6 protein-coding genes are annotated in these 14,784 nt (G+C 62.0%); 4 read left to right on the forward strand and 2 right to left on the reverse strand.

The annotated features are described in order from the left end of the window. Positions 1–716: 716 nt before the first annotated feature. Entirely contained in the window at positions 717–1,142 is a 426-nt protein-coding gene (locus ACW73L_RS17630; protein WP_498923894.1) for a hypothetical protein, read from the reverse strand. Positions 1,143–1,494: 352 nt separating this feature from the next. Between ACW73L_RS17630 and ACW73L_RS17635 the strand changes: the two genes are divergently transcribed. The 4 genes from ACW73L_RS17635 to ACW73L_RS17650 all read left to right on the forward strand — a co-directional run bounded on the left by ACW73L_RS17635 (position 1,495) and on the right by ACW73L_RS17650 (position 13,113). Next, positions 1,495–1,692 (forward strand): hypothetical protein, encoded by a 198-nt coding sequence (locus tag ACW73L_RS17635; RefSeq protein ID WP_498923895.1) that lies wholly within the window; start codon positions 1,495–1,497, stop codon positions 1,690–1,692. Between the two features lie 203 nt (positions 1,693–1,895). Continuing rightward, entirely contained in the window at positions 1,896–4,832 is a 2,937-nt protein-coding gene (locus tag ACW73L_RS17640; RefSeq protein ID WP_498923896.1) for a PAS domain S-box protein, read from the forward strand. 128 nt (positions 4,833–4,960) lie between these two features. Beyond that, positions 4,961–12,151, forward strand: coding sequence for a PAS domain S-box protein (locus ACW73L_RS17645; RefSeq protein WP_498923897.1), 7,191 nt, complete (start codon positions 4,961–4,963; stop codon positions 12,149–12,151). Positions 12,152–12,654: 503 nt separating this feature from the next. Then, positions 12,655–13,113, forward strand: a complete 459-nt coding sequence (locus ACW73L_RS17650; RefSeq protein WP_498923898.1) for an EVE domain-containing protein — start codon at positions 12,655–12,657, stop codon at positions 13,111–13,113. A 34-nt stretch (positions 13,114–13,147) separates the two neighbouring features. On the opposite strand, the gene ilvA is transcribed toward ACW73L_RS17650, so the two are convergent. After that, positions 13,148–14,680, reverse strand: a complete 1,533-nt coding sequence (gene ilvA, locus ACW73L_RS17655; RefSeq protein ID WP_498923899.1) for a threonine ammonia-lyase, biosynthetic — start codon at positions 14,678–14,680, stop codon at positions 13,148–13,150. Between the last annotated feature and the right edge of the window lie 104 nt (positions 14,681–14,784).

Here is a 14,784-nt window from a genome sequence, read left to right on the forward strand (position 1 = left end):
TGGGGGTCGAACCTGCCGCAGGTCAGCACACTCCCGTCTCCATCCATGGAACTGGCCCGGCACAGTGTCCGGTCGTCATCCGGCGTGGGGATGGACGTTTCCGAACCCGAAAAAGCGGTTACCCTCCAGGCTCATCAGGAAGAGCCGGGGCTTGGTGCTCCCATTTTTCGTGCGCACCGCGAGCTAGAAGCCGTGACCCGGTTCTTCTTCGATCGCGACGGTGCGGCACGTTGCAAGGCGCGTGTGCCATTCGGTCTCGCACGGGCTGGAATCGACGCGCCATGCGCCATTAATGAACGTTACGGTCGATCTTGTCGATTACCGAGTGATTTCGGGATCGTCGCGATGTCGTCAATCCGACAATTCTTCCGGACCCAGGCTAATCGCATGCAGCCGCTAATTTTGATGTCGCGCGCACGAAACGCCCCTCAGCGAGCGCTTTTGGCCTTCATTCGATGGCCCTGCTGACGGACTTGTGATGATTCGAGCGTTTTCGTCACGGCGCGCCGTCTGGCTGGCGGTGCAGCGATATCGATCAGAGGGGGTGCGACGATGGCGGACGGGCAGGTCCGGCCGTTCGGATGAGGCGGGTCATGCAAATGACCGCGGCACTCCGTCAGCGGTCACAGATGCTCTCGTGCCGGCAGCGATCATCTCGGCCACAGGCGACACTCGCGTTTGCTGAGGCCGGCCATCCATCTTGTGCCTTGAAACCGCTATTGCGAAGTCCAGAATCTGCTGGGGCCGCCTTTTCGCACCTTTGCTCGTTCAACGCCATCGCAGAACGAACGCTTGTCCAAGAAACTCTCGGCCAGAATGAGCCCGGTGTAGACACCGAAATAGGCCATCATGCCCCGCTCGTAGGACTGACGACCGGCAGTTGCCTTATTGCCGGCTTCAGCCAGTTGGTCAAAACCTTCCGTCATTGCCTTCTGGTTCAACGTCAAGCCGCCACAGGCGTCGGTCGCAATCTCCGCATATGCCATGTCGACCACCTGTCGCTGTCCTTCTTGGCCAAGGAGTTGCGTCGTCTTCTTTTCCAACTCAGCCCAGGCTGGGTCCAATTTGGCGACTGACGGGTCGGTCGCCCCAACCGAGACATTCATAACTGCGGCCAGAGAAATGGCGAGCCATCGTGCCATCGTTACCATCTCCCCGGGTGATAGTAGTTGTAATGAGTGTTGGCGACAAAGACGTTGGTGTGCCCCCAACCCCCGCCGCCGTACCCCCACCCCCCGCCGCCATGCCAGCCGGGGTTGACGCTGTAGGTAGTGCATCCTCCAGCAGCAACAAGTGCGAACGCCAAAGTCAGAAAGGCTACTAACGGTCTAGACATACGTCACCAAGCTTTGCGTAGACAGAGTTTCGATGGGCGCTACCGCGCGTCCAGACGAAGCAGAATGTCAGTTGGGGTTGTGCCCATCCCCGTGAAGGCTGCGCCTGCGAGGTAGCGATTGTAAACCAGAGAGATCCTCTGTCGGCATCTACCGCTCGATGTCGTTCTTGTTGGCCACCATCACTGCCAAATCGAAGTCTATCGCCGGCAGATCTTGGAGTTCCAGCCGCAGCAGTTCCACCCGTCTTTCAGGAGAGAGTGGCACACAATTTGGCGCAGGCCTCGATGCTGCCGCCAATGCCAATGGCGGCTTCGAAGGTCTGTTTGGCGATGTCGATGCCAACCACTCGGCCTGATCGGTTGCCGTAAGCTGCTACGTGCCTTTACGCCGTCTCACGACGCTGTTCTGTTCAGCGCCTTCCATCACAGCCTGGGGACGGCAGCCCATTGCTCCCGTAAAATCCGACTCTGCAGGTGACGGCTCGGGCCTGTCCAGCGCCATCGACGCCGCGCCACCGCGCCGCTTCCATACCCTAGATCTTGCAGAACGGTCGCTTCCATGATCCCGCACCGACCCTTGCTCACCCGCGACAAGCCCCAACGCGATCCCCGAACGCAAATCGACGCCGCGCTCGCGGCGATGGGGCGGGCATATGGGCCGCCGGGTGTACTGGTGAACGCCCGATTCGAGCCACTACGATTTTTCGGTGAGTCCGAGCGCTATTTCGCGTTGCCCGCAGGTGTCGCGAATTTTTCTGTATTGGCGCTGTGCCGCGAGGAATTGCGCAGCGAAGTGAAGATACTTGCCTATCGCATGACGGAAGAACGCGTGGAGTCGCTGACGGGGATCGGCACGGTACTCCCACTGGAGGGCGGGGCCTTACGGGTCAGGCCGATACTGCGCCGGATCGAGCCCACGTCGGAGGGGGCCGAACCGGCGATCTTGATCAGTTTTGAGGAACGCCCAGCCGAGTGCGTGCCGATCGCCGATACCGAATCCGCCCAAGCTGATGAAATCAGGCGTCTCAGAGACGAACTCACTGGCACGCGGGAGCAAATGGAGGCCTTGATCAGAGCGTTGGAAGCCTCCAACGAGGAATTGCAATCCCTGAACGAGGAAGCGCAGGCATCCAGCGAGGAAATTCAGTCGTCCAACGAGGAACTCCAAGCGGCGAACGAGGAGTTGACCACGCTGAACGAGGAACTGCGCCACAAGTCGCTCGAACTGAGCCAGGCCAACAGCACGCTGGGCAACATCCAGAATTCGATCAATGCCGGCCTGGTGGTGGTGGACCGGGAAGGCCGGATCACCCGCTTCAACGCCATGGCGGTGCGAATCTTCGGCATGGTGGAAGGCGATATCGGCCAGCACATTTGTGGTGTGCCTTGCCATCTCGATCTGCCCAACCTGCGCGCCGCGATCGAAGATGTCATCGGGGATGGCGGAAAGACTCTGGCCCAGCGCGTCGGCATCGGCGAGCGGCATTTCCTGATGCAAATCGTGCCCTACATTGGCGAGCACGACGAATGCGAGGGCGCCGTGCTGACCTTCACGGACATTTCGGAAATGCGGCGCGCAGAAAGGGAGCGGGAACTGGCCGAGGAGAAACTCAAGAAAAACCAGGCTCAACTGCTGACGTTTATCCAGCACGCGCCCATCAGCGTCGCCATGTTCGACCGCGGAATGAATTATCTGGCCGCTAGCGGCCGCTGGCTTGCTGAGTACGGCAAGGGCAACACCAACTTGACCGGGCGCAATCATTACGAACTGCACCCGGATCTGCCCGACCGTTGGAAGGATATCCATAGGCAGTGCCTGGCCGGCGCCACGCTAAAGAGCGACGAGGACCGGTGGGTTCAGGGCGATGGCAGCTGCCGCTGGCTGCGCTGGGCGGTGGTGCCCTGGCTCGACAGCGAGGGCGGGACCGGCGGCATCATCATGTCCGCCGAGGACATCACCGACCGCAGGCTCGTCCAGGAAGCGCTGCGCGAGAGCGAGCGCATTTACCGGGCCATCGGTGAATCCATCGATTATGGGATATGGATTTGTGCGCCCGATGGCCGCAACACCTACGCCAGCGAATCTTTCCTCAAACTGGTGGGGATCACCCAGGAACAATGCTCGGATTTCGGCTGGAGCGAAGTCCTGCATCCCGACGATGTCGAACCCACCATGACCGCCTGGAAGGAGTGTGTCCGCACCGGGGGCGTTTGGGACATGGAACATCGTTTCCTGGGTGTGGACGGCAACTACCACCCGGTTCTGGCGCGTGGCGTACCGGTTAGGGACGAGCGGGGCCAGGTGCTCTGCTGGGCAGGCATCAACCTCGATATTGGCCGCCTGAAACAGGCTGAGGCCGCCCTCATCGAAGCCGACCAGCGAAAAGACGAATTCCTTGCGATGCTGGCCCACGAACTCCGCAACCCCCTGGCCCCCATCGGCAACGCCGTCGAGATCCTCCGGCGGCCCAACCTGGACGCAGCCCAGATGGCCTGGTGCCGGGACATCATCGACCGCCAAACCGCGCAAATGACCCGGCTGGTCGATGACCTCCTGGATATTTTCCGCATTACCCGGGGCAAGATCGAACTCCTGAAAGCGCCGCTCGCCGTGGCAGATATCGTGCACCGGGCCATCGAGACCGTCCTCCCGTTGATCAACGAACGACGTCATGAACTCGCTGTCAACCTGCCGCCCGAACCGGTCTGGGTCGAGGGCGATCTGGTCCGGCTGGCCCAGGCGGTGTCAAATCTGCTCAACAATGCCGCCAAATACACCAACCAGGGCGGACGGATTGAATTGTCCGTCGAGTCCGGCGGCAACGAAACCGTCATCCGGGTTCGCGACACCGGACAAGGTGTCGATGCCGCTGCATTGCCTCATCTGTTCATTCCGTTCTACCAGGTGAGTCGGACCCTAGACCGTTCCGAGGGCGGCTTGGGAATCGGGCTCTCATTAGTCAAAAAGCTGGTGGACCTGCATGGCGGCAGCGTAGCGGCCTTCAGCGCGGGGCGGGGCCATGGCAGCGAGTTCACGATCCGGCTGCCGCGCCTTTTGGACCCGCCGTCCGCCGACCCCCAAACCGCGACTGCGGCCTTTTCGCCCACAGGCGGACTCCGCATCCTGGTGGCGGAAGACAACCACGATGTCGCTGAAAGCCTCGCCCTGTTGTTGCGGCACGACGGGCATGAGGTCTGGATAGCCTACGATGGCCCGAGTGCGCTGGAAATGGCGCAGGCCGAACGGCCGGATGTCGTGCTTCTTGATGTCGGGCTACCGGAAATGGACGGCTGGGCGGTCGCCCGCGCGCTGCGGCGGTCCAAGGAAATAGGGATGGTGCGGCTTATCGCCCTGACAGGTTACGGGCGGCGAGAGGACCATGAGAAGTCACGCGCCGCCGGGTTGGACGAACATCTGGTCAAACCGGTCAGGCTCGAAGCTTTGCGGCGCTTGCTGGCCGATTGCCCGAGGCTGGACGTCCCGCGATCGGGATAAACTGAGATTCTCCGTCGGAATGGGGACAGAGCGCCCCTCGTCAGCGTGCCACGGGCGGAATTCCTCATTTAGCGATCTGGTATCGGCCGTAAACAAACCCACACACATCTGAAGAAGGCGCGGTCGCCATGACCAACGAATCCCCCTCCTTTCTGGTCGTCATCGGTGCCTCGGCGGGGGGGTTGCGGGCGCTACGCCCGCTGGTCGCTTCGCTGGAGCGCCATGGCCGGACGGCCTATGTCCTGGCTCAGCATCTGTCTCCCGCCCATGTCAGCAATTTGGCCGAGATCCTGGGCTTCCATAGCGCGCTCACCATTCTCGGCGCCGACCAAGGCGCCCCCCTCCGGCCGGATCATCTCTATGTTGGTCCGCCGGGATACGATGTCCTGGTGCGAGATAGACATCTGGAACTGCTCCCGCCAGAACCCTCCGCGTTCATCTCGCCTTCCATCGACAAGTTGTTCATCTCGGCAGCCGAAAGCTTCCGGGACCAAGCGGTTGGGGTGATCCTGTCCGGTTCCGGGCACGACGGCACGGTCGGCGTGGACGCCATCCGGAAAGCGGGCGGTATCGTTATCGTCCAGGCTCCGGCAGACGCGGAACAGGCCGCCATGCCAAGTTCCGCGCTGGGGCAACCAGGCAGCTGCTTCTGCGGAAACACCGAGGATATCGGCCGCTGGTTGAACAGCGTCGAAACCCTGCGCGAACGTCTGGGAGAAGGGCGGACGGAAGCCACCTCCTCGCCCTTCGACGAATTACTTGGGCTGGTCACCGAGGCCACACACCTCGATCTCAGCCAATACAAGGAAGCCACGCTGCGCCGTCAAACCACCCGGCGCTATCAGACTCTGGGCTTCGCTTCTGTGGAGGACTATTTGGCCCACGCCAAAGGTAATCCCGAGGAACTCTCTCGGTTACAAGCGTCCTTCCTGATTTCCGTCTCGTGCTTCTTTCGGGACCGGCCTGCTTTCCTCGCCTTGGAAAAGGCTCTCCGAGAATTGATCCTCGGCAAAAGGGAGGGCGACTCGATCCGGGTCTGGGTCGCAGGCTGCGCGACCGGCGAGGAGGCTTATTCCGTGGCGATCCTGCTCGGCGAGATTCTGGGCAATCGACTGGGCCGTTTCGATGCTCGGGTGTTCGCCACCGATGTCGACCAGGAGGCCCTGGAATTCGCCCGCGCCGGGGTGTATTCGTCCGACGAGTTGGCTGATCTGGACCGCGAACGCTGGTTCAGGAAACAAGCGGGGGGTTGGCGCATCGCGAAAAAGCTGCGCGAACTGTGTGTCTTCTCGGTCCATGATCTGCTCAGCCACCCGCCCTTCATCAACATGGACCTGCTAACTTGCCGGAACCTGCTGATCTATCTAAAACAGGAACAGCAAGAGACACTGCTCAAGGCCTTTCACTACGCATTGAAACCCGGCGGCCTGCTGCTGCTGGGAAGATCGGAGTCCACCGGATTCAACTCGCAACTGTTCGAGGCCATCGACACCAACCAGAGGCTCTATCGGCGCCGTCCGGCCTCGGCCATCTTCGCCCAGCCCCGCGCGTGGTTCGCCCCACCCGCATGGCCGCAGCCTCGCTCGCATGCGAGGGCTAAACCCGGTCTTCCTGAGCAATCCCTGGAAGAGGCCGCATGCTCGGCCTTGGTGCGCCACGGCCCGCCAGGCGTGTTGGTCAACGCCAAGTTCGAACCCTTGTATTTTTTCGGCCGGTCGGAACGGTATTTCAGCCTGCCCGGGAACGACTCCGATTTCTCGCTGTTTTCACTGTGTCCCCGTGAATTGCGGGGCGAACTCAAGACCCTCGCCTACCGGATGGCGTGGGAAGACCTGGAAACCCTACGGGGGACTGGCGCGGCGCTGGTGTTGGATGACCAGGTCGTCTGGGCCTGGCCGGTCTTGCGCCGGGTCAAGTTGGCGCCGGACAGCACCGATTCGGCCTTTCTGATTCATTTCGAGGAAAGCCCCGTCGGCGCCGCAGGGGCCGTTCCGACCGAATCCGACCAGGCCGATGAAACCGCTCGCCTGCGGGAGGAATTGGCGGATACACGGGCACACCTGGAGGCGATGATCGAGGCGATGGAGGCCTCCAACGCGGAATCGCAGTCCCTGGACGAGGAACTCCAGTCTTCCAGCGAGGAATTGCAGGCTTCCAATGAAGAGTTGCAGGCCTCCAACGAAGAACTGAAAACGCTCAACGAAGCCTTACGGCTCAAGTCCGAGGAATCGGACCAGATCAACACCACGCTGAACAATATCCAGAACTCGATCTGCACCGGCCTGGTGGTGACGGATAGTGAAGGCAAGATCACCCGCTTCAATGCCCTCGCGGTACGGGTGTTCGGATTGGTGGCGAAAGACATTGGCCAGATGCTCTACGGCGTTCCCTGCCATCTCGACCTCCCCGAGTTGCGTGATCAGATCAACGGAGTGATCACCGGTGGGGACACGGTGGTGCAACGCGTCCACCAGGGCGATTTCCACTACCTGATGCAAATCGCGCCCTATATCAACGAATCAGGCGGGCGCGTCGGCGCCGTATTGACCTTCACCGATATCTCGGAGATGCACCGGGCGGAAGTCCGGCAGGAAGAAGCGGAGGAGCGCTTCCGTTTATTCATGGACAACAACCCGGCCATCGTCTGGATCAAGGATGAAGCAGGGCGCCACGTCTACCTCAACAAGACCTACGAGGACTTCTTCAATGTGCGGCTGGAGGACTGGCGCGGCAAGACCGACCAGGACCTGTGGCCGCCGGAAATCGCCAGGTCCTTTATGGCCAATGACCGGGCGGTGCTGGCGGCTGGCCGCCCAATGGAGATCGACGAGGAAACCCTGGACGAAGACGGCAAATGCCGCATATGGCGCAATTGCAAGTTTTCCTTCCAGGATAGCGCCGGAATGCACTACGTGGGGGGTATCGGAACGGATGTCACGGAACGCCGGCAACTCGAGGAAACCCTGGCCCTGCGCGGACTGGCCCTCAATGCGGCCGCCAACGCCATCGTGATCACCGAAGACGACGGCCGCATCGAATGGGCCAACCAGGCATTCCTTGCCTTGAGTGGCTATAGCCGGGCGGAAGTGCTGGGCCGTACCCTGCACGAACTGGTGCATTCGGGCCAACAGAGCCGCGAATTCTTTGAGCAACTGTGGCAAACCATCCGTTCCGGCCAGGTCTGGCAAGGGGAATTGGTCAACCGGCGCAAGGACGGCAGCCTTTTTCATGAATACCAGACCATCACCCCGGTACGGGGGGAAGACGGCCGTGTGTGCCGTTATGTTTCCATCAAGCAGGACATCACCGAACGCAAGAAGGCCGAGGCGGCCCTGCAAGAAAGCGAGCGCCGCTACCGCGAGTTGGTGCAAGACGCCAACAGCGCCATCCTCCGCTGGTCCCGCGACGGTCGCGTCACCTTCCTGAACGAATACGCCCAGTCGTTCTTCGGTTGGCGGAACGAGGAAATCGTTGGCAAGGAGGTCGGCATCCTGTTGCCGGCGCAGGGATCAACCGGCATCGACTACTCAGGCCTGGTCAAGGATATCGTCAGCCACCCGGATCGCTATCTCAACCACATCAATGAAAATGTTTGCCGGGATGGCCGCCGCGTCTGGATGGCTTGGACCAACCGCGCGATCTACGACGAGCAAGGCCGGGTGACCGGGATACTGGCCGTCGGCAGCGACATCACCGAGCGGAGGCGGGCCGAGGACGCACTACGCGAGAGCGAGGCGCGACTGCGGCTGGCGACCGAGGCTGCCAGGATCGGCGCGTTTGACTTGAATGTCCGAACCGGCGTGAACATCTGGACGTCGGAATTGGAGGCGATGTACGGACTCGCACCGGGTGAATTTGGGCGGACGCAACCCGCTTGGGAGGAATTGGTCCACCCCGATGACCGCGCCGGTGCGGTCGCCAAAGTCGAGGAAACACTCGCCACGGGCAAGCCGGTGCAAACCGAATTTCGCATTGTCCGGCCCGATGGCAGCGTGCGTTGGATTGCCGGGCGGTTTCAGGGGTTCAAGGATGCCGAGGGGAAGCCTTTGCGCCTCACAGGCGTCAACCTCGATATCACCGAGCGCCGGCAGGCACAGAGACGGTTGGAGGAAAGTCGGCAGCAGCTTGCGCTGGCCCTGGAGGCAGGACAACTGGGCTTTTGGGACTGGGATGTGCCTAGCGGTGCGGTGCAATTCGGAGGCTGCTGGGCCACCATGCTCGGCTACGCTCCCTCAGACATCGAGCCTCATGTCCGCTCTTGGGAACGACTGGTTCACCCCGACGATCGCGAGTTCGTCATGGCGTCGCTAACCGACCATCTGGAGGGTCGCACCGAGTTCTACGAATGCGAACACCGTCTGCGGCACAAGGACGGCTCCTGGCGCTGGATTCTGGACCGTGGGCAAGTGGTGGAACGGGACGCCGAGGGCAAACCTCGGCGGGCGATCGGTACCCACGCCGATGTCACGGCGCTACGGACTGCGGCAGAGGCCTTGCGCGATAGCGAAGCGCGCATGCGGTTGGCCCAAGATGCGTCCCACGCCGGCACCTGGGAATGGGTTCTGGACGGCAGCCGCAACTACTGGTCCGATACTCTGTGGGAACTTTATGGCCTGACGCCCGGCCAATGCGAGCCCAGCTACGCGGCATGGTTGGCCACTATCCACCCGGACGACCGCGGCCGGGTCGCCCGACTGGTCAACGACGCGGCCAGCCAAGGCCGGGAATTCGAATCGCAATGGCGGGTCAATCGCCCGGAAGGACAGCCGACACGCTGGCTGATGGCACGGGGCCGTCCCATCATGGGGGCGGACGGCAAACCCGAACGCTACATCGGCATCGTCATCGATATCACCGAGCGCTTGCGCGCCGAGGAGGCGGTTCGGGCCAGTGAATCCCGCTATCGCTCGCTGTTCGAAAACATGCTGGAGGGATTCGCCTATTGCCGCATGATTTACGAGAACGGCCAACCGTGCGACTTCGCCTTTCTCGAAGTCAACCCGGCGTTCGAGCAACTGACCGGACTGCATGACGTGATCGGAAAAAACGTCACCGAAGTCATCCCAGGCGTGCGTGAAAAGGACCCGGAGCTTTTCGCCGTCTACGGCCGGGTCGCGGCGGGCGGCAAGCCGGAAAGGCTGGAGATATACCTATCCGCTCTGGAAATGTGGTTTTACATCTCCGTCTATGGGGTGGGCAGCGGGTGTTTTGTCGCCGTATTCGACGTCATCACCGAACGCAAGCGAACCGAGGAAGAACTGGAGCGGTATCGCCACGATCTCGAACACCGGGTCGATCAACGCACCCGGCAACTGCAGGACGCCAACCGTGCCCTGGAGGAACGCGCGGCGGAGATCGCCGACCTCTACAACCATGCGCCGTGTGGCTACCACTCCCTTGACGCCGACGGCATGATCGTCGCGATCAACGATACCGAACTGGCCTGGCTTGGCTACCGGCGCGAGGAAGTCGTGTCGCGCCTGAACATGGTCCAGATCCTTACCCCCGCAAGCGTGCGGGTCTTCAAGCAGAACTTCCCGCGATTCAAAGAATCCGGTCAGGTCAACAACCTGGAACTTGAATTGGTCCGTAAGGACGGCTCCGTGCTGCCAGTCTCGTTGAGCGCCACGGCGGTGCGCGACAAAGACGGCCATTATCTTCTTAGCCGGACGACGCTGTTCGACAACAGCGAACGCAAGGCGAAGGATCGGCACATCGCGCACCTCAACGCCGAGTTGGCCCGCCGCGTCGAGGAAGCCGAAGCCGCCAACCGCGCCAAGAGCGCTTTCCTGGCCAATATGAGCCACGAAATCCGCACCCCGATGAACGCCATCGTGGGTCTGACCCAATTGCTTGGCAACGACCTCTCGGAACCGGGCCAGCGGGAACGACTCGTCAAGATCCAGGAAGCGAATCACCATTTGCTGGCCATCATTAACGACATCCTCGACCTCTCCAAGATCGAGGCCGGCAAACTGACCCTGGAGACAGTGGATTTTTCCCCCGCCACCCTGTTCGACCAAATCCGTTCCCTGATCGTGGAAAAAGCGCGAGACAAAGGCTTGAGCCTGCACTTCGCCACCGATGACTTACCGCCTGTATTGAGCGGCGACCCCACCCGTCTGCGCCAAGCGCTGCTCAATTACCTGGGCAACGCCATCAAGTTCACCGAGCAAGGCAGCATCCGCGTCGAGACACGCATTGTCGAAGACAGCGAAAACGACCTGCTGATCCGCTTTGAGGTAAAGGACACTGGCGTCGGCCTCGAGGCTGCGCAAATCGACCGGTTGTTCAGTGCGTTTGAGCAGGCCGACAACAGCACCACCCGCAGATTCGGTGGCACGGGCCTGGGACTGGTCATCACCCGCCAGTTGGCCCAACTCATGGGCGGCAAAGCCGGAGCAGACAGTGAACCAGGCCGGGGCAGTACGTTCTGGTTCACCGCGCGCCTGGCCAAGCGCCCCGGCCTGACCCTGCCCACCGCGCCGATCGAGAAGCCTGCCGCGGCCGGTGAGGTATGGCCCGGCAAGTTCCAGGCTGTCCGGATCCTGCTGGCCGAAGACAATCCGGTCAACCAGGAAGTTGCCTTGGAACAACTGCGGAATTCAGGGCTTGAGGTCGATCTGGCGGAGAATGGCCGGCAGGCCGTCGAGATGGCGGCGCGGGTTCCCTACGCGCTGATCCTCATGGACATGCAAATGCCGGAAATGGACGGCCTTGAAGCCACCCGGGCAATACGTCGCCTGCCGGAGCACCGCGCTACGCCGATCCTGGCCATGACCGCCAATGCCTTCGGCGAGGATCGCCAAGCTTGTCTGGAAGCCGGCATGAACGACCATATCGCCAAACCGGTGGAGCCGAATGTTCTCCACGCTAGGCTGGAGCAGTGGCTTCCGCCGCAGGCGGGAGTTGCGCCATACACCCCCCCGCAAGGTGACCGAGAAACCTACGAAGCCACCTTGCTCGCAGGGTTAAGCACTATCTCTGGCCTGGATATCGAGTGCGGACTCACCTCGGTTCAAGGGAAACTCGACTTTTATCACCGTATGTTACGGCGCTTCGCCGAAACGCATTCGGAAGAACCCGCCCGCCTGCGCGAGCGGTTGGCTGCCGAAGATTTCATCGTGGCTCGGCGGCTCGCCCATTCCCTCAAGGGTGCTTCCGCGACCTTGGGCGTGAGCAGTGTGCAAGCGGCAGCGGCAATGCTCGAGTTAGAGATCAAGAATGGGCGCGGTGTGCCCGCTCTGCTGAAACTGGTCGACGATCTGGAAAGGGAATTGCGGCCATTGGTCGAAGCGATCCTGGCGTTGCCGACTTGAATGCGCAGGCAGAAGCGCCTCGCCTTTAGCGTCTCGGCTTCATTACTCCTTCTGCGGCTCGAAACGCCGAGATTGCCCTTCAGTTCAGTTGCCGACTCGCTGACCAATGACCGTTTTCGGCGCGCGGCCCCAATTAAAGTACCTTGCCGAAAGCTGACCACGGGCGAAATCGGAACTTGGACCCCAGCATCCGCCTTGTTCGAAGACCTGCCGGCCAGTGTGTGATTCCGGATGTCCGGTTCAGTCTGAATCGAGCCATTCAATGTCAGTCCTGTCGACCGCCTGCTTTGGGTCGAAAGCTCGCCTCCTGCTGACCAGAGGGGCACCGTTTCGATCATTGGACTTGTCGACGGGGGCGAAGCATAACTCGGCTGACTCGGGTAGTCATCGATTGCGCAGCCCGCCGGCTCGCCCGGCTGCTCGCTGCAACGCACCCGCGATCTGCACCGAAGTCGCGAATGGCTATATGATCGAGCCCATTTCAAGGCAGATGGGAAGAGAGCATGCGCTACTGGCTGATGAAGTCCGAGCCGACCGAATTCAGTATCGACGATCTGGAGCAACGGCCGAACCAGACCGAGCCCTGGGATGGGGTCAGGAACTTTCAGGCCCGCAACATGATGCGGGACGATATGAAAGCGGGCGACGGAGTGCTCTTTTACCACTCCAACTGTGCCGTACCCGGCGTGGTCGGGATCGCCGAAATCGCACGCGAGGCCTATCCGGATGCTACCGCGTTCGATCCGGAGCATGTCCATTACGATCCGAAGAGTGCGCCCGAGAAGCCGGTCTGGTTGATGGTCGACGTGCGTTTCGTCCGTAAGCTGCAGCGTACGATCAGCCTGGCAGAGCTTCGCGATCAGCCGGCGTTGGACGGACTGCCGCTGATCCGGCGTGCCAACCGGCTGTCGGTGATGCCGGTGACCGAGCCACAGTGGGCATTCATCCTGTCGCTGGAATAGCCGGCATGGCGGATGCGAGTCGGAGGGCGCAGGCTCAGCGGCGCGCGTTGCCGCCCGCAAAGAGGCGGTAGGCGGGATTGACCGTCTCGTCCGCATAGGCGTAGCCGGTCGCGTCGAGGAACTCGCGGAATGCCCGGTGTTCCGCCTTGGGAACCTGCAGGCCCATCAGCACGCGGCCGTAAGCCGCGCCGTGGTTGCGGTAATGGAACAGGCTGATGTTCCAGCGCCCGCTCAGCAATGACAGGAAGTTCAACAGCGCGCCGGGCCGCTCTGGGAATTCGAAGCGGTAGATCACTTCATTCAGCAGGCGCGGTGCGTGTCCGCCGACCATATAGCGGATATGCTCGACGGCGAGTTCGTTGTCGGTCATGTCGGTCACCGCGAAGCCCCGGGCCCGCAGTTCGTCGATGAGCCGTTCGCGGTCGCCGGCGCTGGGTGCGATCGCGATGCCGGCGAAGACGTGGGCCTCGTGCTCGTCGAAATAGCGGTAGTTGAATTCTGTGACGCTGCGGCGGCCCAGGGTGCTGCAGAAATCGAGGAAGCTGCCGGGCCGCTCGGGGATCGTGACGGCAAGCAGCATCTCCCGGCGCTCGCCGACCTGGGCGCGTTCGGCCACGTGGCGCAGCCGGTCGAAGTTGATATTCGCGCCGCTCTCGATCGCGATCAGCGTCTGATCGCGGAGTCCCGTCTGTTCCGCGTACTTCTTCAGCCCGGCGATGCCCAGCGCGCCGGCCGGTTCGGCGATCGAGCGCGTGTCGTCGAAGATGTCCTTGATCGCGGCGCAGATCTCGTCGGTCGTCACCGTAATGACGTCATCGACACAGTGCTGGGCGACATGGAAGGTTTCCTTGCCGATTTGCCGAACGGCGACGCCGTCGGCGAACAGACCGACCTGCTTCAGCATCACGCGGCGCCGCGCTTTCATCGCGCGGTTAAGGCAGTCGGCGTCCTCGGGTTCGACGCCGATGATGCGCGTGTCGGGCCGGACGAACTTCACATAGGCCGAGATGCCGGCGATCAGGCCGCCGCCACCGACCGGTACGAAGATCGCGTGGATGTCGCCGGGATGCTGGCGCAGGATCTCCATGCCGACCGTGCCTTGCCCTGCGATCACATCGGGATCGTCGTAGGGGTGGACGAAGGTCAGACGGTCGCGCTCGGCCAGTTGCAAGGCGTGTTCGCAGGCTTCGTCATAGGCATCCCCGAACAGCACGGTCTCGGCGCCATGGCTCCGAACCGCGGCAATCTTGATCCCCGGCGTAGTGCAGGGCATCACGATCCGCGCGTGAATGCCGAGCTTGCGCGCGGCCAGTGCAACACCCTGCGCGTGGTTGCCGGCCGAGGCGGCGATCACGCCGGCTGCCCGGGCGTCTGGATCGAGCTGCGCCATCTTGTTGTAGGCGCCGCGCAGCTTGAACGAGAAGACCGTCTGTAAGTCCTCGCGCTTGATCAGCACCCGGTTGGTGTAGCGTTCGGACAGCGCCGGCGCGGGATCCAGCGGCGACTCGACGGCGACCTCGTAGACGCGTGCGCGCAGGATGCGCTCGATGTAGGGCTGCAGATTCATCGCGGCCGGCGGCCGCCGTCGATCATGAAGTGTGGCGTTCGGGTCGCCACATGACAGTTAGGGGCTCTACCAAGTATGATCTTGCGCGATTCATACCAGTCCAA

This window comes from Methylolobus aquaticus (assembly GCF_054172105.1).